The following is a 25604-nucleotide window of genomic DNA, read 5'->3' on the forward strand; positions in this document are numbered from 1 at the left end:
CAATCACCATTTTACAGCATACCAAATATCCGAAAAAAGAGCAATCCCGCTGTCGTGAGACGGCGGGATTGTGTTATGAACGGCACTAAAAGAGGTCCGCCCACTGGCGCAGCAGGGATTCCGCCAGGGCCTCGTCCTCTTTCAGATAGGCCAGGTGCAGATTGTACAGCACTCCGTCCTCCACCAGATAGCCGCCCATGCCGTAATAGCCGCTGGCAAGGCCGGTGTCGGTGATGACCTGGTACCGCCGCCCGCCGGCGGTGGTGCGGAGGGATTCGCTGAATTCCACATCCTCCGTGGTTCTGGCCCCGATGACGACCGTGTCCTCGCTGTCCTCCGTGAAGATGGTGGCAAAGGTCTGGAGGCGGACGCCCTCCACCTCATAGTCCACCTCCAGCTGGATGCGCAGCAGATGTCCCTGGGGATCACCGGTGACGTCCAGCGTCGTCCGGGTCTCCTCCAGGTCCCAGTCCAGCCCCCGCAGGGCATCCAGGCCGATATACGCCCGGGCCTCGGCGGCGGAGGGGAAGTGTGTCCGCCGCAGGGTGCCGGGATACCAGCTGCTGAGGGGGTTATAGTTCTGGAATTGCCGGGCGATCTCCTCCCCCGCCTCCCGGATGTCTCCCGTCAGGGCGGAGACGGGGAATTTCTCCACGTCCGCCGCCAGGTCGTAGCCGGATTGGGTGAAGTCCGAGCCCGGCGCTCCCCGGGCGGTGAAGCTGTCCAGCAGCCAGGTGCCGCCCCCGGCGGCCACCGCCGCCGCGGAGGCCAGAAGGCACACGCACGCCGCGGCCAGGACGGTCCGCCGTAGCCGGGGACGCCTCCTTCCGGCGGGGACCTCCGCCGCCGCCCGCACATAGGCTGGGTCCGCCAGCTCCAGCTTTCTCAGCAGTTCTTCGCCTGTCATGGGTCGTAGCCCTCCTTTTTCAGAGATTCCCGGAGACGGTTCCGGCTTCGGTAGAGGGAGACCTTCACCTTGCTCCGGGTCAGGGCGTACCGCTCCGCGATGGCGGCCACGGAGTCCATGTACCAGTACCGCCGCAGGAAGATGTTCCGGCTCTCCTGGCTGAGAGACCCCAGAAAGCGGTTGATGGTCTCCGCCAGAACCAGGTCGTCCAGGTGCTCCGCGGCGTTGTCCGGGGCGGGAAGGCACCGCTCCAGCTCTCCGGTGAGCTGGAGAAGGGGGGCGCCGCGCTTCCGGCGGCTCCGCTCCCGGCAGCGGTCCAGCGCCGTGTGGCGGGCGATCCGGGCCAGGAAGGGGAAGAGGTAGTCCCGGGGCTCATGGGGCGGGATGGAATTCCAGGCCGCTAGATACACGTCGTTTTCGCACTCCTCGGCGGTCTGGGGGTCCTCCAGCAGGTTTTCCGCCAGAGCCCGCAGGGCGGGGCCGTACTTCTCGGCGGTGCGGGCCAGGGCGGACTCGTCCCGGGCCAGGTATAATTCTACAATCTGACGGTCCTCCACAGGCCATGTCCCCTCTCCGGTATGGATCTCTCTGCTGATCTAAGCGCTGATTGCGGCGGTCCGGTTACGGTTTTTCAAAAAATTATAGAGGAAAATCCTGTTTCTGTAAAGATTCCGAAGCCGCCCTCGTCCGGAGGAAAAATTTCTCTTGACAAACAGGGGCCCTGCGGATAAAATAGCTTCAATTATTTTAGTTAAAATAATTTAATTAAAATAATAAAAATTTCGACAGACGAGGAGCGGACATATGGAATTCGAGAAAGTGCGCGACGTGATTGTGGAGACGCTGGGCTGTGAGGCCGAACAGGTGACGGAGCAGGCCACCCTGGAGGAGCTGGGGGCGGACTCCCTGGCCGCCGTGGAGCTGATTATGGCCCTGGAGGAGTCCACGGGCATCTCCATTGACGATGCCGACGCGGCCAATCTCAAGACCGTGGGGGACATTCTCAGCTATCTGAAGTCCCATCAATGAAGCCCCTCCGGCGGGGGAGGCGCGCCTCCCCCGCCGGACCAACCTGAACGGAGAGGAACTGTCATGACCAACCAGGAGATTTACGATTTGATTGCCTGCTTTGACCGCAGCACCGCCCAGACGATGCGGCTGTCCATGCAGGATTTTTCCATAGAGCTGACCCGGGGCGGGGCCCAGGCGCCCGCGGAGCCCGCCGCCAAAGGGGCGGAGATGGCCCCCGCGCCCAGAGCCGGGGAGACCATCAACGCCCCGCTGGTGGGGACCTTTTACACGGCCTCCTCGCCGGACAGTCCGCCTTTTGTGACGGTGGGCGGCCGCGTGGAGAAGGGGCAGACTGTGTGCCTCATCGAGGCCATGAAGATGATGAGCGAGGTCTCCGCCCCCTGTGACTGCGTCATCGAAGAGGTGGTGAAGGCCAACGGCGAGCTGGCGGCCTTCGGCGAGCCTCTGTTCCGCTACCGGCCATGCTGAGGCGGGTATTGATCGCCAACCGGGGCGAGATCGCCCTGCGGGTTCTGCGGAGCTGCCGGGAGCTGGGCATTGAGACTGTGGCCGCCTATTCCGAGGCGGACAGCGAGGCGCTCCATGTCCAGCTGGCCACCCAGGCGGTGTGTGTGGGCCCCGCCCGGGCGGCGGACAGCTATCTCAACCAGGAGGCGCTTTTGACTGTGGCAAAGGCCGCTGACTGCGACGCAGTCCACCCTGGGTACGGTTTTTTGTCCGAGAACGCGGACTTTTCCGACGCCTGCGCTGCCGCCGGCCTGATCTTCATCGGCCCCTCCGGGGACGCCATCCGGAAGGCGGGGAGCAAGTCCGCCGCCCGGGAGATCATGCGCGCCGCGGGCGTGCCGGTGACGCCGGGGTCCGACGGGGCGGTGCGCTCCGCGGAGGAGGCTCTGCCTGCCGCGGAGCGGGTGGGCTGGCCCGTGCTGCTGAAAGCCAGCGCCGGAGGCGGCGGCAGGGGCATCCGCCGCTGTGACGGCCCGGAGGACCTGTCCGCCGCCTTCGCGGAGGCCCAGGCGGAAGCCCGGGCCTGCTTTGACAGCGATGAGATGTACCTGGAGAAGCTGGTGCTGAATCCCCGGCATATCGAGTTCCAGATCCTGGCGGACCGCCAGGGCAATGTGATCCACCTGGGGGACCGGGACTGTTCCATCCAGCGGCGGAACCAAAAGCTCATCGAGGAGGCCCCCGCCCGGTGCCTGACGCCGCAGCTGCGGCGGGAGATGGGCGAGGCCGCCGTCCGGGCGGCTCGGGCCGTGGGATACGAGGGCGCTGGCACGGTGGAATTTCTGCTGGACAGCGATGGAGAGCAATTCTACTTCATGGAGATGAACACCCGCATCCAGGTGGAGCACGGGGTCACGGAGATGGTCACCGGCGTGGACCTGGTGCGCCAGCAGCTGCGGATCGCCTCCGGCCTCTCCCTGGGCATTGCCCAGGAGGATGTGCGGCTGGAGGGCCACGCCATGGAGTGCCGCGTCAACGCCGAGGACCCGGCGCAGGATTTCCGGCCCTGCCCCGGCAGAGTGGAGTTTCTGCACTTTCCCGGCGGGCCAGGGGTGCGGGTGGACTCCTGCCTGTACAGCGGCTGTACCCTGCCGCCGTACTACGACTCCCTGGCGGCAAAGCTGCTGGTCCACGCTCCCACCCGGCTGGAGGCTGTCCGCCGGATGCGCCGCTGCCTGGAGGAGTTTACCCTGGAGGGCTTCCCCACCAACGCGGAGCTGTCCTACGAGATCTTGTATCACCCGGTGTTCCTCCGGGGCGGCTGTACCACCGCCTTTTTGGACGGACACCTCAAAGAGCTGCTGGAGTTTAACCGGCGGCTGGCGGAGAAGGAGGGAGAGGCATGAACGGCGTCTTTGCCAGGCGGCGGGCCCGCCTGCTGGCCATGAAGGCCCTGCGGGACAGCTACGCCGCCGGAGAGAAGACCTTCACCTGTCCCCGCTGCGGCGGAGACAGCGACCGCAGGCAGGTGGCGCAGGCGCTGTACGTCTGCCCTAGGTGCGGACACCACCTCCCCCTGGGGGCCTATTACCGCCTGAGCACCATCCTGGACCCCGGCTCCTTCCGGGAGCTGAACGGAAAGCTCTCCGCCGCGGACCCGCTGAGATTCCCGGGCTACCGGGAGAAGCTGGACGCCGCCCGGAGAATGACCGGCCTTCAGGAGGCCGTGGTCACCGCCGCGGGGACCGTCGACGGGCGCAGGTGCGTTGTGGGCGTCATGGACAGCCGCTTTCTCATGGGCAGCATGAGCGCCGCCGTGGGGGAGAAGATCACATTGGCCATTGAGTACGCCGCCAAAAACAAGCTGCCGCTGATTCTCTTTTCCGCCAGCGGCGGGGCCCGGATGCAGGAGGGGATTTTGTCATTGATGCAGATGGCCAAGACCAGCGCCGCCCTGGCCCGGTTTTCCCAAAAAGGGCTGCTGTTCATCTCTGTGCTGACGGACCCCACCACCGGCGGTGTCACCGCCAGCTTCGCCTCCCTGGGGGACGTAATCCTGGCGGAGCCGGGGGCGTTGATCGGCTTTGCAGGTCCCCGGGTGATCCAGCAGACCATCGGAGAGACGCTGCCGGAGGGCTTCCAGCGCGCGGAGTACCAGGATGAGCACGGCTTCGTGGACGCGGTGGTGCCCCGGAGCGAGCTGCGGGAGACCCTGTCCCGGCTGCTGCGCCTCCACGAGAGGGGAGGAAAGACATGAGCGCACTGACACCGGCCCAGCGGGTGGCCGCGGCCCGGCACCCCCAGCGGCCCGGCATCACCGACTATATCGGGACGCTGTTCACCGGTTTTTTTGAACAGCACGGCGACCGCCTCAGCGGAGAGGACGGGGCCATTCTGGGCGGAATCGCGCTGTACCACGGGCGGCCTGTCACCGTTATCGGCACCCGCAAGGGCCGGACGGCGGAGGAGAACATCCGGTGCAATTTCGGGATGCCCAGCCCCGCAGGCTACCGCAAGGCCCTGCGGCTGATGCGGCAGGCGGAGAAGTTCCGCCGTCCGGTCATTACATTCATTGACACCGCCGGGGCCTATCCCGGCCTGGAGGCCGAGGCCCAGGGCCAGGGGGAGGCCATCGCCCGGAACCTCTTTGAGATGAGCCGCCTGACGGTGCCCGTGATCGCCGTCATCACCGGCGAGGGCAACAGCGGCGGCGCCCTGGCCCTGGGCGTTGCCGACCGGGTGCTGATGCTGGAGAACGCCGTGTACGCCATTCTCTCCCCCGAGGGCTTCGCCTCCATTTTGTGGAAGGACGCCCAGCGGCATCAGGAGGCCTGCGGCGTCATGAAGCTCACGGCTCCTGACCTCCTGGGCCTGGGGATTATCGACGAGATTATCCCGGAGCCGGAGGGCGGCGCCCACCTGTCCCCCAGGGCCGTCCTGGGCGAGGCGGACCGCTGTCTCAGCCGCCATCTGGCGGAGCTGCTCCGCCAGAGCGGGGCGGCTTTGGCGGAGGGACGGTACCAGAAATTCAGACGGATGGGCGGAAACATCCGAAAGGAGGACCCATGAAGGGAATCAAGATCAGAGGCATGGGCCGCTGTGTGCCGGAGCGGGTGGTCACCAACGGCGACATGGCGGAGCGGGTGGACACCAGCGACGAGTGGATCACCAGCCGCACGGGTATCCGCCGCCGCCATCACTGCACCGGGGAGACCCACACCTCCCTCTGCGCCGGAGCGGCCCGGGCGGCGCTGGAGCGGTCCGGCGTCTCCCCGGAGGAGATCGGGGCCTGCATTGTGGCCACGGTGACGGCGGACAATCTGGTGCCCTCCGCCGCCTGCGCCCTCCAGCGGGAGCTGGGCCTGCCCGGCGACATCCCCTGCTTCGACCTCAGCGCCGCCTGCACCGGCTTTCTCTTCGCCCTCCACACCATGGAGTGCCTGCTGAACGCCTCGCCCCGGAAATTCGGTCTGGTGGTGGGGGCGGATACCCTCAGCCGCGTGACCAACTGGGACGACCGGGGCACCTGCATCCTCTTCGGGGACGGGGCTGGGGCGGCGGTGGTGGAGTGCCGGGAGGGCTGGCCCTCCATCGGCGCGGAGCTGGGCTGCCACGGAGACGAGCGGCTGCTGCGCCTGCCCGGTGTGGAGAGCGGGGAGCGGAGCCTGATCTCCATGGAGGGGACCCGGGTTTTCAAATTTGCCGTGGAGGCGGTGCCCTGGTGTATGGACCGGGTGCTGGAGCGGAGCGGATATACTCTGGAGGATGTGGATTTCTTCGTCTTCCACCAGGCCAACGCCCGGATCATCGACCTGGCGGCCCGAAAGTACCGCATCCCGCCGGAGAAGTACTACAAGAACATCGCCGAGTACGGCAATACCTCCGCCGCCAGCATCCCGCTGGTGCTCAGCGAGCTGGAGGACATGGGCCGCGTGGGTCCCGGCTCCCGGACGCTGGTCGTGGGCTTCGGCGGCGGCCTCACCTGGGGCGGCTGTGTGATCGAATTCACGGATGGCAGAGTGTGAATCGGGAATTTTGGAATTTCGGGTCCGATTCCTGAGCATATAGAGAGGAATGTAATTTTGATGAAGCTGAATGAGATTCTGGGGACCGAGTTTCCCATCATCCAGGGCGGTATGGCCAATATCGCCACCGGTGAGTTTGCCGCCGCCTGCTCCAACGCGGGGGCGCTGGGCATGATCGCCACCGGCGGCTGGGACGCGGACCGGCTCCGCAGGGAGATCCGCCGGGCCAGAGAGCTGACTGACAAGCCCTTTGGCGTAAACCTCATGCTGATGAACCCCTGCGCTGACGAGATGGCCGGGGTCATTGCGGAGGAGGGCGTCCAGGTGGTCACCACCGGCGCGGGCAACCCCGGCAAGTACATCCCCGCCTGGAAGGAGGCGGGGATCAAGGTTTTGCCCGTGGTGGCGGCGGCGGTGCTGGCCAAGCGGCTGGAGCGGTATGGAATTGACGCCGTCATCGCCGAGGGCACGGAGTCCGGCGGCCATGTGGGGGAGATGACCACCATGGCCCTGGTGCCCCAGGTGATCGACGCGGTGGATGTGCCCGTGGTGGCCGCCGGCGGCATCGCCTCCGGGCGGCAGATGGCGGCGGCCCTGGCGCTGGGGGCCTGCGGCGTCCAGGTGGGCACCTGCCTGCTGGCAAGCGAGGAGTGCCCCATTCATGACAACTACAAGCAGGCGGTTTTGAAGGCAAAGGACAGCGACACGGTGGTGACGGGCCGGTCCGTGGGCGGACCGGTGCGGTGCCTGAAAAACAGGATGACCCGGGAGTACCTGGCCCTGGAGAAGCGGGGCGCCACGCTGGAGGAGCTGGAGACCGTCACCCTGGGCGGCCTGCGCCGGGCGGTGTTCGACGGCGATATGGACACCGGCAGCGTCATGGCCGGACAGGTGGCGGGAATGCTCCGTGAGATCAGGCCCCTGCGGCAGATTTTTGAGGAGCTGTATCAGGGCGGAAAGGCCGTTTTGGAGTCGGTGAACCGGGAATGGCAGTGATCATCCGGGGAAGGACGCTGTCCATCCCCATTTTACAGGGCGGTATGGGCGTGGGCGTCAGCCTGGACCGCCTGGCGGGGGCAGTGGCCGCCTGCGGCGGAATGGGCACCATCTCCACCGCCGCCTGCGGCTTTGACGAGCCGGACTATGCGCAAAACCCCAATGGCGCCAACCTCCGGGCCCTGGCCCGGCAGGTGCGCCGGGCCAGGGAGGCGGCCAGAGGTGTGGGAATGGTGGCGGTCAACGCCATGGTGGCCACTACGCAGTACGCGGACAGCGTCCGCACCGCCCTGCGGGCAGGGGTGGACGCCGTAGTGAGCGGCGCGGGGCTGCCGCGGGACCTGCCCGCCATTGCGGCGGAGGTGCCGGAGAGCGGCGCCGCCCTGGCGCCGGTGGTCAGCAGCGGGCGGGCCGCAGCCCTAATTTGTAAGCTGTGGGACCGGCATTACCAGAGAGTCCCCGACTTTGTGGTGCTGGAGGGTCCCCTGGCGGGGGGACACCTGGGCTTTTCCAGAGAGGAGGCCCTGGCGGCGCAGAGGGGACGGCTAAAGCCCCTCAGCACTCTGCTCCATGAGGTTTTGGAGGCGCTGGCCCCCTTCCGGGAGAAGTACCGGCGGGACATCCCCGTGTTTGTGGCCGGCGGCGTGAAAGACGGCGGGGAGATGCGCCGCTGCATGGACCAGGGCGCCGCCGGGGCCCAGTTTGCTACCCGCTTTATTGCAACAGAGGAGTGCGACGCCAGCCCCGCCTATAAGCGGGTGCTGCTGAATGCCCGGAGGGAGGACATCACGATCGTCCAAAGTCCGGTGGGACTGCCGGGCCGCGCCCTTCGCAGCCCGCTGATAGAGCGGGTGGAGCAGGGCATCCAGCCGGCGATTGACCGCTGTATCCAGTGTCTGGTGCCCTGTGGCCGGAAAACAGCGCCCTACTGTATCTCCAAAGCGCTGGTTGCGGCGGTGCGGGGGGACTGGGAGAACGGCCTGTTCTTCTGCGGCGCAAATGCTGGAGAAGTGACAGTTCTCTCCACAGTGCGGGAGCAGATAGAACAGATTATGAACGAATGGAGGGCCGCCATATGAAGCTGGGCTTTTTATACGCCGGACAGGGCAGCCAGCACCCTGGCATGGGGGCGGATCTGTACGAGGCGTACCCTGTCTTCCGGGCGGTGCTGGACGAGGCGGCAGGGGAGGTGGACTTCGACCTGCGGGAGACCTGCTTCCAAGATCCGGACGGGGTATTGAATCAGACCCGGTATACCCAGCCCTGCATGGTGGCCTTTGCCGCCGGCCTCACGGCGGTGCTGGCGGAACAGGGGATTGTTCCCTCCGCGGCAGCGGGCCTCAGCTTGGGAGAGTATTCGGCGCTCCACGCCGCCGGGGTTTTTGATGCGAAGACTGCTGTAGGGCTGGTGGCGTTCCGGGGAAAGGCCATGGAGGAGTCCGCCGCCGGACACGACAGCGCCATGACGGCGGTTTTGAACCTGGACCGGGAATCCCTCCAGGCCGCCTGCGAGGAGGCCTCCGCCCTGGGCGCCGTGGTCATCGCCAACTACAACTGCCCCGGCCAGCTGGTAATCGGCGGAGACCGGGCGGCGGTGGAGAAGGCCGCCGCCCTGGCAAAGGAGCGGGGCGCGAAGCGGTGTCTTCCCCTGCGGGTCAGCGGACCCTTCCACACGCCGCTGATGGCCTCCGCCGGGGCGGCGCTGGAATCGCACCTTCGGACCGTTCCCTTTGAGGAGCCCCGGATTCCGGTGATTTTCAACTGCCTGGGGGATGTGCGGGAGGAGGGAACGTCCATTCAGTCGCTGCTGGTCCGGCAGGTTCAGAGCAGCGTCTATATGGAGGACTCCATCCGGAGGATGGCCGCTATGGGCCTGGATGCACTGGTGGAGATCGGCCCGGGGAGGGCCCTGACCGGATTTGTAAAAAAGACCGTGCCGGAGTTCCCGGTCTGCCCGGTGGAGACTGCGGCGGATGTGGAGGCCCTGACGGACACCCTGAAACAGCTGACGGAGGGAAGGACATAATATGGATTTTACAGGAAAGACAGCCCTGGTCACCGGCGGCAGCCGGGGGATCGGACGGGCCGTGTGCCTGGAGCTGGCGAGAGGCGGGGCCAATGTGGCGCTGTGCTTCGCCGGAAACGAGGCCGCTGCCCGGGAGACGGTCCGGGCCGTGGAGTCCCTGGGGAGAAAGGCGCTGGCGGTCCGGTGCGACGTATCTGACGCGGGCCAGGTCAGCGGTCTTTTGGACGCGGTGCTCCATGGCTTTCAAAGGATCGACATCCTGGTGAACAACGCCGGGGTCACGCGGGACAATCTCCTGATGCGGATGAGCGAGGAGGACTTCGACGCGGTGATGAACGCCAACTTGAAGGGGACGTTTTTGTGCATGAAGGCCGTCAGCCGCCTCATGCTGAAACAGCGCTGCGGCCGCATTGTCAATCTCAGCAGCGTGGTGGGCCTGCGGGGCAATGCCGGACAGGTGAACTACGCCGCCAGCAAGGCCGGGGTCGTCGGCATGACCAAGTCCCTGGCCAAGGAGCTGGCGGGCCGGGGGATCACCGTCAACGCCGTGGCCCCGGGCTTCATTGAAACCGACATGACCGCCGCCATGCAGGACGCCGCCAGAGCGGCCGCCCTGGCGGCCATCCCCATGGCCCGTCTGGGCGCCGCCGAGGAGGTGGCCAGGGCCGTGGCCTTTCTGGCCAGCGATGACGCCGCCTATATCACCGGCCAGGTGCTGGCGGTGGACGGCGGAATGGCAATGTGAAAATTGGGGAGTGGGGAGCTTTGCAATTCGCAGTCCGATTCCTCATTCCTAAGAATCTGTATTCATAGGCGGGAAATATTGGATGGGCGAGGTGTTTTACTGTCCTGCAAGGCAAAAAATCGCAGGAATACCGGATGTATTTCACGATTTTTTACGCGGCAGGGCGGCAAAAGGCCCGGCCGGAAGGTGTTCAGCGCCTGTGAATACAGGCGCTAAGTCCTGCAGTAATCGTCAAAATTGCTGACAACAGGCCGCCGAGAGCGGCGAACCCTGTGCGTTGTCTGTAGGGGCCGGCCCGTTTGTCAGAGATTTTGACGTCTGCTATAATTCCTGATTAAAACAGGGGGTTTTCGTATGGAACGACGCAGAGTCGTCATCACCGGCCTGGGCGCGGTCACGCCCCTGGGCCTCACCGCGCCGGAGAGCTGGCAGGCCGTGCGGGAGGGTGCCTGCGGCATTGGGCCCGTCACCCAGTTTGACCCAGCCGGCATGAAGGTCCGTCTGGCGGCGGAGGTCAAGGGCTTTGATCCGGAGATCTGTATCTCAAAGCCGGAGGCCAAGCGCATGGGCCGCTTTACCCAGTTTGCCGTGGTCTCCGCCAGGGAGGCCCTGGAGGACGCCGGATTTTCCCCGGAGGAGGCGGAGGCGGACCGCTGCGGCGTCATTGTTTCCAGCGGCATCGGCGGTCTGGGCATCACTGAGGAGGAGCACGACCGGGGACTGGCCCGGGGCTGGGACCGGGTATCCCCCTTCTTCATCCCCTCCGGCATCTGCAACATGGCAGCGGGACAGGTGGCCATCGCCGCCGGCTTCCGGGGGATGTGCGCCTGCCCTGTGGCCGCCTGTACCGGCGGCACTAACGCCGTGGGGGACGCCTTCCACTACATTCGGGACGGCTACGCCGACGTGTGCCTCTGCGGCGGCACGGAGTCCGCCGTCACGCCTCTGGCGGTGGGGGGCTTTACCTCCATGCGGGCCCTGACCCAGACGGAGGACCCCTGCCGGGCCTCCATTCCCTTTGACAAAGAGCGCAGCGGGTTTGTCCTGGGCGAAGGCGCGGCCGTTTTGCTGCTGGAGGAGCTGGAGCACGCCAAAAGGCGGGGAGCGAAGATCTACGCCGAGGTGGCGGGCTACGGCGCCACCTGCGATGCCTACCACATGACCGCCCCCCGGCCCGACGGCAGCGGCGGCGCAAAGGCCATGGCCATGGCTCTGGCGGACGGGGAGACCGCGGCGGAGGCGGTGGGCTACATCAACGCCCACGGCACCTCCACCCACCTGAACGACGCCATCGAGACCGCCGCCGTCAAGGCGGTGTTCGGGGACCACGCCCGCAGACTGGCCGTCAGCTCCACCAAGTCCATGACCGGGCATATGCTGGGGGCGGCGGGGGCCGTGGAGGCTATGTTCACCGCCCTGGCCCTGCGGGACGGATTCCTCCCCGCCACCATCAACTACCGGGTGCCGGACGGGGAGTGCGACCTGGACGTGGTGCCCAACGAGGGCCGCGCCGCGGCGGTGGAGTACGCCATGAGCAACTCGCTGGGCTTTGGCGGCCACAACGGCAGTATCCTTTTGAGAAGATGGGAGGCGTGAGAGATGGGAATGCAGTATGACTCCAATCAGATCGCCCGAATTCTGCCCCACCGCTACCCCTTCGCCCTGGTGGACCGCATTGTGGACGGTGAGCCGGGCCGGTGGGCCAAGGGCATCAAGTGCGTCACGGTGAACGAGCCCTTCTTCCAGGGCCACTTTCCCCAAAAGCACGTGATGCCCGGCGTCCTCCTCATCGAGGCCATGGCCCAGGTGGGGGGCGTGGCCATTCTGGCCCTGCCGGAGAACCAGGGGAAGCTGGCCTTTTTGGGGCGGGTAAAGGATGCCCGCTTCAAGCGGCAGGTGGTTCCCGGGGACGTGGTGGAAATGGAATGCGTGCTGACAAAGCGCAGGGGCCCCGTGGGTGTGGGGACCTGCCGGGCCACGGTCAACGGGCAGGAGGCCGCGGCGGCGGAGCTGACCTTTGCCATCGGCGGGGAATGACCCTTGCCGTTTTCCCGAAAGTTTGCTATACTGTAAAAAGAACGGAGACTCTGCGGGAAAGCGGGCGAGGGCAATGTTGCAGCATGCGTTTTTCAATGTCTATACCAAGTTCAAGGTGCATTTTTACCAGGAGATCTTCCAGCGCTTCCAGACCCGGGAGGCCAATCTGACCACGGTGGAGACCTTCTGCGTGGAGACGATCCAGGCGCTGGGCAGCCCCACGGTGAACGAGTTCGCCACCTTCATGCGCATCTCCCCGCCCAATGCCACCTACAAGGTCAACAGCCTGGTGAAAAAGGGCTATATCCGCAAGGTGCAGTCCGCCGAGGACCGCAGGGAGTACCACCTGGAGGTCACGCCCAAGTATTTTGACTACTACAATATCTCCACCAGCTACCTGGTGGAGGTGATGGGCCGGGTGACCAGGCGGTTTTCCGCAGAGGAGTGCGCCCGGCTGGAGGAGATGCTGAACGTCGTCAGCCGGGAACTGATGCCGGAGGTCCAGATCCCGGATGTGAAGTTGTGACTGGCAGCGCAAAAAGGCCCCGGCGGTTTCCGGTGAAACCGCCGGGGCTGTCTATCTGTCTTCATAATGAACAGATCCGCCTTTGGTGCAGCGGCCAGCGGCTGGCCCGCCGGATGAAAACAATGGATCGGGGAGCGCCGGGCTCAGATCGCGCCGCCGTTTCCGGCGGAGGTCTGCCGCAGCAGGTCGGCAATGGTGACGCTGTCCAGATATTGGCCGATCACCCGGTCCAGCCCCTGCCACACGGGCAGGGTGAGACAGGCGGCGGCCCTGGCGCAGGGGACGGCGTCCGAGTCCAGACAGGCCACGGGGGCCAGGGAGCCCTCCGTCAGCCGGAGGACCTCGCCCGCCGTATACTCCCCCGGGGACCTTGTCAGCCTGTATCCGCCGCCCTTGCCACGGAGGCCGGCGACCAGACCGCCTCTGACCAGCAGTTTGATGATGGCCTCCAGGTATTTCTCCGAGATCTCCTGCCGCTGGGCGATCTCCTTCAGCGGAATGTATTCTCCGGGTATCTGACCGGCCAGATCGGTCATGACCCGCAGCGCGTACCGTCCTTTTGTAGAGATCAGCATATGGTCCCCTCCGTCTGCGTATATGCCTAATTATACAATTGAGCCGATGGGAAATCAACCTTTTATTGAGAAGCTGTACCAGTCGGCGGCGGGCATACCGTAAAAAACGGAGATTTGCCTTTAGTCGCTATTGAGAAAATCGAATCTGTGTGCTATGGAGGTACTGCGAGGTCTGCACCGCCCCATGAAAAGTGGACAATGGACAGTAAAGGGGAGAAGCGATACAATAGAGAAAGAGAGGAGAGCGCCATATGCCCGGGTACCACATCACGCCACGGCCAGTTGTGGAAGAGATCCTGCGGCTGCATATTGAAGAGGGATATACCTACCGGCAGCTGGCAGATAAATTCAATAAGCCTTTTAAGACGATCCAGAACACCATTTACAATGAATACAAAAAGCAGAGGCTGCTCGTTGAACATGGCAAGGTTCCGAAACGTCCCAGCAGCTTCCTCACTCCAACTGCGGACCAATATCTTGCTCTGCAAAAGGAGAACCGTCAACTGCGAATGGAAAATGAGCTGCTGCGAAATTTTCATCAAAAGCTTGGAAAGAAGTGAGGCCATGCGTGAAGTTTGCTGTTATCCATCAATACCGGAAACAATATTCCATTCAAATGATGTGCCGTTTCTTCGGCATCTCCCGCAGCGGTTATTACCGCTATGTAAAGAACCTGGACAGGCCCAGGAAGAACGCAGACATTGCGGATATGATCCGCCAGTGCCATCAAGCCTGCCGCAGAACTTCCGGATGCCGGAGAGTCCAGATTTGGCTGGAACAGGAGAAGGGAATCCGCCTGAATGAAAAGACGGTCCTGCGTATTATGCGAGATTATGACCTGTTCTCGCAGATTCGCCGCAGACGGTCTTACAACAAGGCAGTGGAGTGCTTGCGCCGTTATTCCAATCTCTTGAACCGGGAGTTCCGGGCAAAACGTCCCAATCAGAAATGGGTAACAGATATCTCTTACATCATACCGCCGCTCCAAAATCATCTCCATCTGCCTGTAATCAGGAACGCCATGTTGGCTTTGGTATATCCCAACAATCAGGCGCGCCAGCCTTTCGTCTTCCAGCTGCTTGACGCTTGCTGTCCGGTTAAGCTATTTATAATACCCGGCCCGGCTGACGTCCGCCGCGGCGTAGAGTTTGTACACAGGCCAATGATACGCTTCATGCAGTTCCTTGACGGACTCATAGGCTGCTTTCTGCCGTACCCCGCTGATGTCCGGCAGTTGATCCCCGCGCCAGCAAAGCTGCTGGTACTTCTGTTGTACCACCAGTTCCATTTCCAATTTCAGGTTGCTTACCATCAGATGCTGATTCTCTGCGGCAAGTCTGGAAGAACGATGTCCGCCGTCCAATCCTTCCAGGCCAGCCTTATGATATCTTTGTACCCACCCATAGATTTGCTGGTATGTAAATCCAGAGTGAGTCGCAGCCAGTTTATAATTTTTCCTGTGAGCAATACAATACTCCACCGCCTCTTTACGTTCCTTATAAGATACCATGGTCAATTGAACACCTCTTCTGCCTCCGGGAGAACGGAATCCTTTTTGACCATTATACATCATAACCCATTGTTCCAGCTGCGATTTTGACCGCAGCTGGTATTTTTTGCAGACTGCCTCTATGCTCATCTGGCCGGACAGATACGATTCTGCCGCCTGCTGCTTCACAATTGCGGGATAGTGATGGTTCCCGGCATGATGGCACAGTCCTTCCTCGCCAAGTAAATCATAGTTCAGCAGCCACTTCTGCAATGTGCTGCGGTTTACCCCGGACCTTGCCGCAATTTGATTGAGGCTGCCGACTCTGGCATAACACTGTTTTACTGCGTGGATTTTCGTTTCCGAGCTGATCGTTTCCATAATAATGCTCCCCTTCGAGTAGTGTTCGAGTTTTCTCTTGCTTTGTCTAGGCCATGTTTGAAAAAAGTCAAAACGCCCAAACGGTGGATCTTTATCCGCCACTCTGCGTTAAATGTTCTTGCCGGGCGTCAGCCCGCCTGCAAAGATTTGCCTTGATTGGCAAAAAATCTCTCGCCGTTGGGCATTCTGCCTTTTTTCAAACAAGGCCTACTCTATGGGGAGCATATCAGAAATTTAGCGCCTTTTTTCAATGGTGTGCTGTGAGGGTTCAATTCCCTCCAGTTGCTCGAAAAGCGGGATTAACGCTTATCCACATTCAATGTAAATGCATATATCCCTCTTTGTCAACTCCTTTACGAATCAAAGTTTCTGAAATTCACTCTTGAATTTTAGAAAAAAAGCAAGTATAATAGTTATATTGTATGCCGGTGTGATGGAATTGGTAGACGTAGCGGATTCAAAATCCGCCGGTGGCGACACCGTGTGGGTTCGAGTCCCACCACCGGCACCAAACCAAGAACCCACTTTAGATGCCGTAGGCGTTCAGCCTACGGCATCAGTGGTTTCCAGGGATTTTGACCCTTGATTTTTCACCAGTCAAACGGGAGATGTAAATAAGGGTTTTCGAGCAGCTGGGGGGATTCGAACCCTCGTAATACACAATTGAAAAAAGGCGCTAAATTTCAAGCGCCGATTTTATGCGTCGATCAGATGGCAATGAACAGTGAAGTGCCCCCTGTCAAGTAGACAAAACAGAGAAAAAGAAAGGCAGGAATGGCAATGAGATAGCTTTTGCCTCTATTTCACCCCAGCTGCCAAGAATTCCATAGGCGTCACACACCCAAGCTTTTTTTGGTATCGTTCATGGTTGTAGAAATAGATGTATGCGGCGACCGCCTCGCAAAGCTGGCTGTAGTCATCAAAATGATGTAAATAGTACATCTCGGATTTCAAAGTACCCCAAAATCCTTCCATGGGCGCATTGTCCAGGCATTTTCCTGGACGGGACATACTTTGACAGACACCGGCCTCCTTCATCCTTTTTTGAAAGGCGCGGCTGGTATATTGTGCGCCCCGGTCGCTATGAACCAGCGGATGCGCATCGGGATACTGCCGGAACGCCCATTCAAAGGCTTCGAAGACCAAAGCGATGTTATTACGCTGCCCGAATGAAAAACCTACAATATTCCTTCCGTACAAATCCAGGACTGCGCACAAATAAGCTTTTCCGCTTGTCCCATATTTGAATTCTGTTACATCCGTCAGCCACTTTTCATTTGGTTTCTTTGCCGCAAAGCCCCTGTTCAAAATATTTTCCGCAAGATATTCATCCGAAGACTTCTTCCTGCGTGTCCGCTTTCTTCTCCTGCATACAGAGCGGAGGTCAAGGAGCCGCATCAGCCGGTATACCCTCTTCAGATTACACTTGATTCCATACCGTCGTTCCAAAATGATCTGCATCTGCCGGTAACCGGGAACGCCGTGCTGGCTTTGGTATATTTCAACAATTAGATGAGCCAGCTTTTCGTCTTCCCTCTGCTTGGGACTTGCCGCTCGGTTGAGCCATTTGTAATACCCAGCCCGGCTGACGCCTGCTGCCATACAGAGCTTGCACACAGGCCAGTGATACGTCTCATGCAGTTCCTTGACGGTTTGATAGGCCGTTTCATGCCGGACCCCGCTGAAGTCCGGCAGCTGATTTCTGGGCCAGCATATCTGCTGGTATCTCTGCTGTACCGCCATTTTCATTTCCAGTTCCAGGCTGTTCATCCGCAGGCGCTGGTTCTCCGCGGCAAGGCCGGACGAACGATGGTCACCGTCCAACCCCTCCAAGCCTGCCTTGTGGTATCGCTGTACCCAGCCATAAACCTGCTGATATGTGAACCCGAAGCAAGCCGCGGTCAGCTTGTAGTTTTTTCCATGAGTGATGCAATACTCCACCGCTGCTTTACGCTCTTCATAAGATACCATGGTCAACGGAACACTCCTTCTGCCTCCGGGAGAACGGAATCCTTTTTGACCATTATACAACTTAATCCACTGTTCCAGCTGCGATCTTGACCGCAGCTGATATTTTTTGCAGACTGCCTCTATACTTATCTGACCGGACAGATACAGCTCTGCCGCCTGCTGCTTTACGATTGCGGGATAGTGATGATTCCCCTTCCGGTGACGCAGCCCTTCCTCACCAAACAGATCATAATTCTGAAGCCATTTCTGTAGGGTGCTGCGCTGCACCCCAAATCTTGCTGCGATTTGATTCAGGCTCCCGGCTCCGGCATAGCACTGCTTCACTGCATCGATCTTTGTTTCCGCACTGATTGCTGACATAATGATGCTCCCCTTCGAGTAGTCTGCAAGTTTTTCTCGCTTTGTCTACTCTATGGGGAGCATATCATTCTGAAGCAGAAAGGAGAAGCAAACATAATGAATACAGACGAAAAAAACAGGTATTTTCAAGAGCTTGCCCACAATCTCCAGCATGAGGGATTCACCGTAAAACCGGAAACGGAAGACGGCCTTCTGCCGGTGGACCTGGACGGACAGCGTCTCTGTCAGATCACGGAGACCAGCGGTGTCCGATACTGGAAGGAGGACGTGGCCAGTGACAGCCGGCAGGAGGCCTTGGACTGGGTAACGGCCATCACCAAGTCCACTGCCGAGTATATGCGCCAGATGGAGACAGCGCCTCAGCTGACGGCCAGCGGTCTGACGGGTGACTACCGGCTGCTGGCTGATTTCAATAATGTAGTGCTGGCGGGTCACCCTACCCGGTACGGCGTCCAGTTTGTCACCTGGGAACGGGTGCGGGAACGCACCGCTTTACACCAGGGACACTACCACGGTCCTGACATCGGCCTGGAAAGCTATACCGCCGCCAAGCGAGACTTCGCAACCCGTTCCGGCCTTGTTCCCCGCAGCGCCCTTTTTGCTCCGGAGCAAATGACGGAGATTTACCGCTGCATACATGAAACATTGGACGGCAGCTGCCCCATCACAGAAGAACGGCAGAAATGCCTGGAATCCACTGCGGAGCAGATTGAGCACAGCGTCCCGGATCTGGACGAGCGGGTGGCGCTCTCTAATGGCAAAGAATTAGAATATGCAGATGCATTATTCGCTGAAAGCAATGGGATGCAGTTCGGTATTTAGCTTTGGTTTACAAGGAAAAACAGCTCCCTGATTAACAGGCATAAACGGGAGACAGTTATGGCCCAATATCACAGCGGTTATTTTCGCCTGCGTGTACTTGGCCTGGGCAGTAATGGCTCCCCCTCAAGCCATATCCCATTATAACTGACGTGTGTATTTGAAAGCTTCATACCCACGAGTTTGGAAAGTCCCTCCAACGCTTCAAAATCCGATATACAGGGCTCTTCCTGTGAGTCATCCAAATTTGGATCATATATGACAGCACGCCAGAAATACCGGTCTTTGACTTCAACGCTGAAGTTCTCTCCATGTGTAAAAACGGTGCGCCGGAGAAGGTCGTGAAATTCATCAAAGCTATAGAATATACAGGTGACTCTTTTCATAAGCATCTTTCCCCTACTGTGTTTCCCGTATTTTTCGGAAACAGAAATTGCGCTCCATGGGAATTCCATTCGGAAAGGAACCATCCGATGGGAAAAAATATTCCGGAGGCTGAAGCCCTGGTTCAATGGTGGCATGAACCTGATCATAAAAGCGTATCGTTCCCAACAGCTCATAATCCGGATCTTTAAAAACTGATCTTATATTTTCCCCACCTTCTGCAAGCAGCAGAATGCCGCCAGGACGCAGGCAGGACTTCATCGTTTGGCTTACATCCCCTGCGTTCTGCGAAATCAGAAGGTCTGCCTGTGGGATGTCAAGCGGATACCGGTAGTCCTGATAGTAAAAACAGAACCTGCATGGTTCAGAATATACCTTGTTTTTATCCAGGTATTTTTGAATACGTTCCCGCTGCTGAAAGAAATCATTTATGACCGAAAATTGGTCAATATAAATGACATTCGGAATATAGAGTGACGGAAACAAATCATCGGCTGAACCGGGGTAGCACGCGGTTTGAACTTGATATGCTTTCGCCACGGTCCGATAGAGCAATGGCTTGCCGGGTGTATAACAGATGAGATCAAAATCCGGAAGAAGCAGCTCCATAATGGCCTCCCATGTGTGGCTTTCAGCGCAGAAAACACTCTGTGTTACACAAGTATTGTAGCGAATTTACCCGGAAAAATCAATCGTGGCAAGGCGGAATGTAATTCTACTAGAATTTTATATTTGTACCATTTGAGGCCGTTTCCCGGAAAAAGGGCAGCGCCTCTTTTCTTTTTGTCCTTTTTTCGGGAACTGCAAATAACATTGAGGAGGACAAAAAGAATATGGCACGATATTTCATGGGTGACACCCGTCTGGCGGGATTTGAGAGGATGATGATGGACCCATCCAGGAGGGTTCCCATCCAGACCGATACCCGGAGGAAAAGGCCCCAGAAGAAGCCGCCCCGCAGCCAGCCGCCGCTTTCCCCAGCGCGGAAGACGCGGGAGGGCGGCGTATGAGCTATGTGATCAAAGCGGTCCTAAGCAACCCCCAGCGACCGGAATGCGGGCAGATCACCATCCCCTTCCCCATCCCCGCTGACCAGTACGATCAGACGATTGAGATGCTCCGGGCAATGGACCTGGGCCACTCTGTGGACCGGGACTGCGCGGTGGATGATGTGGACAGCCACTACAGTGTGCTGAGCACACTCAATGGTACGCTGGTCAATGTGGACCAGCTGGACTATCTGGCAAAGCGGCTGGACAGCTTCTGCACGGGCGAGGACGCCCAGTTCCAGGCCATGGCCTGTAAGCTGGAGTTAAAGGACGTCAAGGATTTCATCAATCTCACGTTCTGCTGCCTGCAGGCCACGGTCATCACAAACTTTTCCGAACTGGAGCAAGTCGGGCGCAGCCATTACATGAATCTGAATGGTGGCAGCGCCAAAACGAAGGAGCTGGAAAATCTGGATGGCGTTGAAACCGCCCTGCTGTTGATCGACAGCGGCGGCGAGACGGTTACCCCTTACGGTGTGGTCTACGACAACGGCATGGTGCTGGAGGAGCTCTACAACGGGCATCAATTCCCCGCATATCTCTATGACAGCCCTCTCATGGTGCTGGAGGTCACGTCGAAACAGGGCCTCGCGGAGGGGAAAAATCCGGAACACCTGTACCTCCCCGCTTCGGAACACCAAATTGAGCGGACACTGCTCCGGGTTGACATTGACACAATGTCTGACGCACGGGTGCGCCTTGATTTTGATGAGCTGCCGGAAAAAGTGGCGGAGGCCTTGAATCTGGAGCGGCTGTCCGGTGATGGTCTTTCCGCTCTCAACCGGATGTGCCAGGCCATTTCAACGATGAACGAAGCGGATATGGAGAAGCTGAACGCGGTGGTCCTGATGGCAAAGACATCGGGCGCTGTCTCCATCTGCCGTCTGGCGGAGAACCTGGGCCAGTTCAGCTTCGTTCCCGGCGTTCGGACTCCGGAGGAATATGGCAGATACATGATCCGGCAGTCGGGAAAGTTTCAGTATGACGAAGATCTGGAGGACTGCTATGACTACCGGCGCTATGGGGAACAGCGCGTCCGGCAGGAGAGCGGGCAGTTCAACGAATGCGGCTACGTGGTATATCACGGCGGCGTTCCGCTGGAGGAGCTGACACGGGACGCACCCATGGAACCGCGCCGGGAAAGCCCGGCTCCGCGGGAAGAACCGCCGGGGAAGATTGCCCTGACCCTCGCCACCGCGGACCGGTGGTATTATCTTACGCTCCCCGCCTCCGAGGAGGAGATGACACAGGCAAAACGGGACCTGGACGTGGAGGACTTTTCCCAGGCCGGCATCACCGCCGTTAAATTCTCCGCACCGCAGCTGGACAGCCTGATCCCGCTGGATACGATCTGTGTAGAGGACGCAAACACATTGGCGCACTGTCTCCAGAAGATGGAACGGGAGGAGGGCGAACTGACAAAGTTCTGCGCGGTCCTGGAGGCGGAACAGCCGGACACCCTTGCGGAGGTCCTCAAGATTGCCATGAACCGGGATGACTATGAGCTGGCCTCGGAGAACGCGGAGGAGTACGGAAAGCAGGTGCTCCGCCGCATTGGGGCAGACGATGAGATCATCGACACCATCGACGGCTATATGGACTTCGCCCAACTCGGCACAGACTCCCTGGCGGAGGATGGCGTTCGCCGGACAGAGTTCGGTCTGGTCCGCCGCCTGAGCAATCCCTTTCCGCCTGAGCCGGAGATCGGACAGACGATGCTGTGAAAATCGGCCTGATTGACGTTGACGGCCACAGCGGATTTCCCAATCTGGCGCTGATGCGTCTGTCCGCCTGGCATAAAAACCGAGGTGACGTTGTGGAGTGGTGGAACGGCTTCTGCCATTATGACCGCGTCTATATGAGCAAGGTCTTCACATTTACTCCGGATGTTGATACTGTGATTGACGCAGACGAAATCATCCGGGGCGGCACCGGCTATAAGAACTACGGCAGTCTGCCAGACAAAATTGAGAGGGCCTCACCGGATTACTCGATCTACCCAGGGGTTGATTACGCCATCGGCTTTCTGACCAGGGGATGTATCAGACGATGCCCCTGGTGCATCGTCCCCCAAAAAGAGGGGCAGATCAGACCGGCGGCCACCTGGGAGGAGATCAAGCGTCCGGACAGTGACAGGATCATCTTCATAGACAACAACGTCCTGGCCTGCGAACACGGCCTCCAACAGATCGAGGCCATGGGAGGACAACGGATTTGGGTAGATTTCAATCAGGGATTGGACGCCCGCCTCATTACTCCGGAAACCGCGGCGCTCCTGGCCCGGCTGAAATGGATCAAATTTGTCCGTCTGTCCTGTGATACCTCTGAGATGCTCCCGGTAATCGAGCGGGCTGCTGCGTATATGAAGGAAGCCGGAATCGCGAAATCCAGGTTCTGGGCCTACATGCTGGTCCAGGACGTAGAGGAGGCAAACCGGAGGGCATGCGCCCTGGACAAGATGGGTATAGAGATCTTTGCCCAGCCCTACCGAGACTACAACGGCAGCGAACCCACCGAGGAACAGAGGCGGTTTGCCAGATGGGTAAACAGAAAGCCGATCTTTCGCTCCTGCACCTGGGAGGAGTTCAAAAAAGAGTAGACTTCCGGGCGGTTCTGTGGTATCTGTTGTGTTCACAAATCAAGGAAAAGGAGATGAAACCCCTTGTACATTGACCTTTACAAAGACCGGATGCACCCGGCGGAGCTGTTCGGGAAGCAGGTCCTCTACAGCGAACAGCCCATTGCTCGGGAGGAGGTCCCGGAGGGCTGGCACTGCTATGATCTCTGCGGGACCGACCGGAAACCGGATCAGCCGCTGAAGCTGACGGACCTTGCCGTGGTGTACCGCGTCGGCACGGTGCTTTCCCCCCAGCCCTTGAAGAAGGTTACCACCGCAGAGAGAAAAGTGAAGGACCTGGTTCTAACCTATGAGGAGCCGGTCACGCTGGCGGAGTTCTGCCGTCAGCAGCATCTGCCCTGTCCCCAGGACCCGAGAAAATTCACTCTGCGCCCCGCTTCCCCCGAGGAGGCGGGGCTGTTTTTTTCCCAGACGCCGGAGAAGGATAAGAATCTTGGAGCAATCGGCCACGTCCGCATGGACTTCGGCAGCGGTGGGAAGTCCTTCTATCACACCTGGTGGCCCAGGGGGCCGGAGGAGCTGAACACGCAGGAGTTCAAGGCCGAACTCCAGGAGGTTGTAGACGAGCTGAGGAAAACCGTGCTGAAAAGCCTCGGTTCCATGCGCCGCTACTGCTGGGGCCACGGCGGGGAGATCAACGGCAGTTCCCTCTGCCAGAATTACGGCTTCACCGTGGAGACGGAGCGGTACCTCTACCGCCTGCGGTGCAATCCCGCGGAGGGCGACTACCAGGCGTACCTCTCCTGCTTTGACAGGCAGGCCCAGCAGATGGGGCTGACGGAAAAAGGGCACCGGATGCTCAGGGACACCGCCGATCCCGCCCTTCCCCACAGCTACGACTGGTATGTGATTGAGCATATCAATACGCCTGAGCGGCGGTTGGATCACCACCTCCCCCTGGAGGAGGCCATACCGCTCTACGCAAGTCTTGACTGCGGGGACAAGCGGCTGGGCGTCACCAAGGACGGCATCGCCGCCGTGGATCTCGCCATTTACTGGGATGGCCGGGAGTGGCTGTCCGAGGACCGCCTGAAGCTGGACAGCTTCAAGGATGACCCGGTGGTAACGGACGCCGCCAGCCGGCTCCAGCAGATGCTGGATGAAAGTCCGGCTGTCGGGCGGGTGACCTTTGCCAGCGGTGAGAAGTGGAGCTTCACCGATCCCCAGAGGTACCTCCAGACCGTCCGGGAGGAATTGCCATACCAGGCATCCACCGGTTTCCGCTGCGAGACCTTGACCGATGACCCCGCAGTCAGAAAGGCTGTGGATGATATGATCTATGATCTGTACGGGGAGGAAAATCCCCGCCGGATTGAGGACTATGGCAATACGGGCATGACGATGGGAGGCATGAGCTGATGGAGCCGCGGTACAGAGTATACGAAAACGCCATGTGCCGGTGTATCGCCGGCCTGACAGAACACGCAGCCCCCTTCGCGGCACAGCATCTGGAGAAGCAGATCCCCCCGTCTCCGCCAGCACTACAGATGGAGGGGATAAGCCTATGAGAGAGATGCGTACAGACTCCTTTTGGAGTCTAATCGCGGAGATGAAAAAAGAGTGCGGTCAGGATATGGACGCATCTCTCCAATGGCTGACAGAACAGCTCACCGCCCGCGGCCCTCAGCAGGCTCAGAATTTCCATGACATTTTTCACGGATACCAGCAGCTCGCCAATCAGTATGGCCTCTGGAACGCCGCCTCGCTGATGTGCGGTGGGTGCTCGGATGACGGCTTCATCGATTTTCAGGCCTGGTTGATCGCCCAGGGCAGAGAAGTCTATCTGGCGGCGCTGGCAGATCCGGACTCGCTGGCGGATACGGAAGCCTATGGCGGCTGCCAGTTTGAGGCCCTGACCTATGTGGGGAATACAGTGCTGGAGACGCTGACAGGTCAAAGCGCCTATGACAGTATGGACCCGGCCGCTTACGACGCGCTGGTGGCGGAACTGAGACAGGATATTACCTATGGCGAGGGAATTGGCTATCCCTACGAATGGGATGAGCTTGAAACGTATCTTCCCCGCCTGTGCGCCAAATATCTGGAGCCGGGCACGGTGGAGTCCATGCTGGAGACTGGCAGTACAATATGGTACTCCGGCAGTCCGGACATCCAAAAAGCGCGGGCAGGCGGCCCGCCGCAGCGAGGTGTACCGCAAATCAACATGAATATGGAGGGGATGTAAATGAGTCAGATATCAAAAGAGTGGCTGGACTTTCTGCGCCAGCAGTTCCCTGTGGGAAGCCGGATCAAGCTTCAGGAGATGAAGGACCCCTACTGCCCTGTGGAGCCGGGTACCATGGGGACGCTGGAGAGCATCGACGACATCGGCACCTTCCACGTCAAGTGGGACAATGGCCGGGGCCTCGGCCTCGTGCTGGGTGAGGACCGGTTTTCCGTCCTGCCCCCGCCCCTCCAGACGCTGAAGCTGTACGCCCCCATGACAGCAAATTTGTTCACATCCGATGAGTACGGCGATGTGAGCGGGGAGAGCGAACCGCTTAACGGGAAAGAGCTCCGGAGCTATCAGGATCAGATCCTGGCGGCCCTGATCCGGGAACGGAAGCCGGAGGAGGCGGAACGGGGCGTCATGCACTGGTACGGCAAGGACGACGCCGTGAACCAAAAGGTCCGCTCCGCCCTGTTCACCGCGGAGGAGCGGGAGGGACAGCTCTGGGCGGTGGTGGAATGCCAGGTGCAGGATACTTTGACGCCCATGGAACTGGAAACCCTGACTGATTACCTGGGCGGACAGATGTCCGATGGCTGGGGAGAGAGCTTCGAGCAGCACGATATTGATGTCGGTGATGGCTGTGAGCTGTACGTCCATCTGTGGAACAGCGATGACTGGAGTATCATGACGGAGCAGGACCGCTTTGATCCTCACTTTACTGAACGTCTCCCGGAGCTGTGCTATTCGGTCCTGCCGGAGGATGGCTCCCTGATCTGCATCACCAAGGATGCTGGTTGGCAGGCAGCGGAGAACAACAGCGAAAAGCCTGGCCTGAACCGCCACATGGCGGACTACCGCAACCGATACCGGGGGATTACCCCGGCTCAGGAGCAGGCCATGCTGAGTGGCTGTCTCCATGGCTGGGACTGCCCCGCCGCGGACCCAAAGACCTATGAGCAGGCCCTCCAGTCCCCCACCGATATAGAGGCTGGAATACCGATGGGAGGGATGACTCTTGGCTAAG

The 25604-nt window shown here is 60.2% G+C and carries 28 protein-coding genes, 1 tRNA gene and 1 pseudogene; 23 read left to right on the forward strand and 7 right to left on the reverse strand.

The genetic code is table 11. From position 1 onward, the window contains the following. Positions 1–85 precede the first annotated feature (85 nt). Both C816_RS01965 and C816_RS01970 read right to left on the reverse strand, forming a co-directional pair. Positions 86–907, reverse strand: coding sequence for a hypothetical protein (locus tag C816_RS01965; protein ID WP_016320725.1), 822 nt, complete (start codon positions 905–907; stop codon positions 86–88). Beyond that, positions 904–1464 (reverse strand): RNA polymerase sigma factor, encoded by a 561-nt coding sequence (locus C816_RS01970; protein WP_016320726.1) that lies wholly within the window; start codon positions 1462–1464, stop codon positions 904–906. The genes C816_RS01965 and C816_RS01970 overlap by 4 nt, the downstream gene beginning before the upstream one ends. A gap of 247 nt (positions 1465–1711) precedes the next feature. Between C816_RS01970 and C816_RS01975 the strand changes: the two genes are divergently transcribed. From C816_RS01975 to C816_RS02035, 13 genes are all read left to right on the forward strand, one after another. Further along, positions 1712–1936 (forward strand): acyl carrier protein, encoded by a 225-nt coding sequence (locus C816_RS01975; protein ID WP_016320727.1) that lies wholly within the window; start codon positions 1712–1714, stop codon positions 1934–1936. 63 nt (positions 1937–1999) lie between these two features. After that, entirely contained in the window at positions 2000–2407 is a 408-nt protein-coding gene (locus tag C816_RS01980) for an acetyl-CoA carboxylase biotin carboxyl carrier protein (protein ID WP_016320728.1), read from the forward strand. Continuing rightward, positions 2401–3792 (forward strand): acetyl-CoA carboxylase biotin carboxylase subunit, encoded by a 1392-nt coding sequence (accC, locus tag C816_RS01985; protein WP_040654525.1) that lies wholly within the window; start codon positions 2401–2403, stop codon positions 3790–3792. The genes C816_RS01980 and accC overlap by 7 nt, the downstream gene beginning before the upstream one ends. Beyond that, positions 3789–4643, forward strand: a complete 855-nt coding sequence (gene accD / locus C816_RS01990) for an acetyl-CoA carboxylase, carboxyltransferase subunit beta (protein ID WP_016320730.1) — start codon at positions 3789–3791, stop codon at positions 4641–4643. Before accC ends, accD begins: the two co-directional genes overlap by 4 nt. Next, a complete protein-coding gene (locus tag C816_RS01995; RefSeq protein WP_016320731.1) occupies positions 4640–5455 on the forward strand; it encodes an acetyl-CoA carboxylase carboxyltransferase subunit alpha in 816 nt (271 codons plus the stop codon). Before accD ends, C816_RS01995 begins: the two co-directional genes overlap by 4 nt. Beyond that, on the forward strand, positions 5452–6411 hold the full coding sequence (locus C816_RS02000) for a beta-ketoacyl-ACP synthase III (protein WP_016320732.1): 960 nt from the start codon (positions 5452–5454) through the stop codon (positions 6409–6411). The genes C816_RS01995 and C816_RS02000 overlap by 4 nt, the downstream gene beginning before the upstream one ends. A gap of 60 nt (positions 6412–6471) precedes the next feature. Next, positions 6472–7407: a nitronate monooxygenase gene (locus tag C816_RS02005; RefSeq protein WP_016320733.1), complete on the forward strand. Its 936-nt coding sequence runs from the start codon at positions 6472–6474 to the stop codon at positions 7405–7407. Next, the gene (locus C816_RS02010) at positions 7398–8486 is read left to right on the forward strand and encodes an NAD(P)H-dependent flavin oxidoreductase (RefSeq protein ID WP_016320734.1); all 1089 of its coding nucleotides are present in this window, start codon (positions 7398–7400) and stop codon (positions 8484–8486) included. The genes C816_RS02005 and C816_RS02010 overlap by 10 nt, the downstream gene beginning before the upstream one ends. Beyond that, positions 8483–9433 (forward strand): ACP S-malonyltransferase, encoded by a 951-nt coding sequence (gene fabD, locus C816_RS02015; RefSeq protein ID WP_016320735.1) that lies wholly within the window; start codon positions 8483–8485, stop codon positions 9431–9433. The genes C816_RS02010 and fabD overlap by 4 nt, the downstream gene beginning before the upstream one ends. Before the next feature lies 1 nt (position 9434). Beyond that, positions 9435–10178: a 3-oxoacyl-[acyl-carrier-protein] reductase gene (gene fabG / locus C816_RS02020; RefSeq protein WP_016320736.1), complete on the forward strand. Its 744-nt coding sequence runs from the start codon at positions 9435–9437 to the stop codon at positions 10176–10178. Positions 10179–10532: 354 nt separating this feature from the next. Continuing rightward, on the forward strand, positions 10533–11774 hold the full coding sequence (gene fabF, locus C816_RS02025) for a beta-ketoacyl-ACP synthase II (protein WP_016320737.1): 1242 nt from the start codon (positions 10533–10535) through the stop codon (positions 11772–11774). A 9-nt stretch (positions 11775–11783) separates the two neighbouring features. Next, positions 11784–12215 (forward strand): 3-hydroxyacyl-ACP dehydratase FabZ, encoded by a 432-nt coding sequence (fabZ, locus tag C816_RS02030; protein WP_040654770.1) that lies wholly within the window; start codon positions 11784–11786, stop codon positions 12213–12215. A gap of 73 nt (positions 12216–12288) precedes the next feature. Next, positions 12289–12741 carry a MarR family winged helix-turn-helix transcriptional regulator gene (locus C816_RS02035; RefSeq protein ID WP_040654526.1) on the forward strand — a complete coding sequence of 151 codons (453 nt, stop codon included), beginning with the start codon at positions 12289–12291 and terminating at the stop codon, positions 12739–12741. 143 nt (positions 12742–12884) lie between these two features. Here the strand turns inward: C816_RS02035 and C816_RS02040 are convergent, their stop codons facing one another. After that, positions 12885–13316 carry an RrF2 family transcriptional regulator gene (locus C816_RS02040; protein WP_016320740.1) on the reverse strand — a complete coding sequence of 144 codons (432 nt, stop codon included), beginning with the start codon at positions 13314–13316 and terminating at the stop codon, positions 12885–12887. 284 nt (positions 13317–13600) lie between these two features. Here C816_RS02040 and C816_RS02045 point away from each other — a divergent pair, with 284 nt between their 5' ends. Together C816_RS02045 and C816_RS25510 are read left to right on the forward strand one after the other, a co-directional pair. Beyond that, a complete protein-coding gene (locus tag C816_RS02045) occupies positions 13601–13876 on the forward strand; it encodes a hypothetical protein (protein ID WP_242832088.1) in 276 nt (91 codons plus the stop codon). A 149-nt stretch (positions 13877–14025) separates the two neighbouring features. Further along, positions 14026–14121: pseudogene (locus C816_RS25510) on the forward strand (hypothetical protein); the annotation flags it as partial. 297 nt (positions 14122–14418) lie between these two features. Here the strand turns inward: C816_RS25510 and C816_RS02050 are convergent. Further along, entirely contained in the window at positions 14419–15186 is a 768-nt protein-coding gene (locus tag C816_RS02050) for a helix-turn-helix domain-containing protein (RefSeq protein ID WP_016320742.1), read from the reverse strand. Between the two features lie 424 nt (positions 15187–15610). Between C816_RS02050 and C816_RS02055 the strand changes: the two genes are divergently transcribed. Then, positions 15611–15697, forward strand: a tRNA-Leu gene (locus C816_RS02055). Between the two features lie 287 nt (positions 15698–15984). Here C816_RS02055 and C816_RS22235 read toward each other — a convergent pair. Beyond that, positions 15985–17517 (reverse strand): IS3 family transposase, encoded by a 1533-nt coding sequence (locus C816_RS22235; protein WP_016320743.1) that lies wholly within the window; start codon positions 17515–17517, stop codon positions 15985–15987. Positions 17518–17613: 96 nt separating this feature from the next. On the opposite strand from C816_RS22235, the gene C816_RS21470 reads away from it, so the two are divergent. After that, positions 17614–18339 carry a hypothetical protein gene (locus tag C816_RS21470; RefSeq protein WP_016320744.1) on the forward strand — a complete coding sequence of 242 codons (726 nt, stop codon included), beginning with the start codon at positions 17614–17616 and terminating at the stop codon, positions 18337–18339. 77 nt (positions 18340–18416) lie between these two features. On the opposite strand, the gene C816_RS02070 is transcribed toward C816_RS21470, so the two are convergent. Together C816_RS02070 and C816_RS21475 are read right to left on the reverse strand one after the other, a co-directional pair. After that, entirely contained in the window at positions 18417–18722 is a 306-nt protein-coding gene (locus C816_RS02070) for a hypothetical protein (protein ID WP_040654527.1), read from the reverse strand. Between the two features lie 13 nt (positions 18723–18735). Continuing rightward, positions 18736–19329, reverse strand: a complete 594-nt coding sequence (locus tag C816_RS21475) for a hypothetical protein (RefSeq protein WP_016320745.1) — start codon at positions 19327–19329, stop codon at positions 18736–18738. Positions 19330–19553: 224 nt separating this feature from the next. On the opposite strand from C816_RS21475, the gene C816_RS24120 reads away from it, so the two are divergent. The 6 genes from C816_RS24120 (at position 19554) to C816_RS02100 (ending at position 25603) form a co-directional block, all read left to right on the forward strand. Then, on the forward strand, positions 19554–19730 hold the full coding sequence (locus tag C816_RS24120; RefSeq protein ID WP_016320746.1) for a hypothetical protein: 177 nt from the start codon (positions 19554–19556) through the stop codon (positions 19728–19730). After that, positions 19727–21493, forward strand: coding sequence for a DUF6329 domain-containing protein (locus C816_RS02080; RefSeq protein ID WP_016320747.1), 1767 nt, complete (start codon positions 19727–19729; stop codon positions 21491–21493). The genes C816_RS24120 and C816_RS02080 overlap by 4 nt, the downstream gene beginning before the upstream one ends. Beyond that, complete coding sequence (locus tag C816_RS02085) at positions 21490–22368, forward strand: radical SAM protein (protein ID WP_016320748.1); 879 nt, start codon at positions 21490–21492, stop codon at positions 22366–22368. The genes C816_RS02080 and C816_RS02085 overlap by 4 nt, the downstream gene beginning before the upstream one ends. A gap of 63 nt (positions 22369–22431) precedes the next feature. After that, positions 22432–23766, forward strand: coding sequence for an LPD28 domain-containing protein (locus C816_RS24125; RefSeq protein ID WP_016320749.1), 1335 nt, complete (start codon positions 22432–22434; stop codon positions 23764–23766). 145 nt (positions 23767–23911) lie between these two features. Continuing rightward, positions 23912–24592: a DUF4240 domain-containing protein gene (locus tag C816_RS21480; RefSeq protein ID WP_016320751.1), complete on the forward strand. Its 681-nt coding sequence runs from the start codon at positions 23912–23914 to the stop codon at positions 24590–24592. After that, the gene (locus C816_RS02100; RefSeq protein WP_016320752.1) at positions 24593–25603 is read left to right on the forward strand and encodes a DUF4314 domain-containing protein; all 1011 of its coding nucleotides are present in this window, start codon (positions 24593–24595) and stop codon (positions 25601–25603) included. Position 25604: the final 1 nt, after the last annotated feature.

This window comes from Oscillibacter sp. 1-3 (assembly GCF_000403435.2).
Taxonomy (GTDB): Bacteria; Bacillota; Clostridia; order Oscillospirales; family Oscillospiraceae; genus Oscillibacter.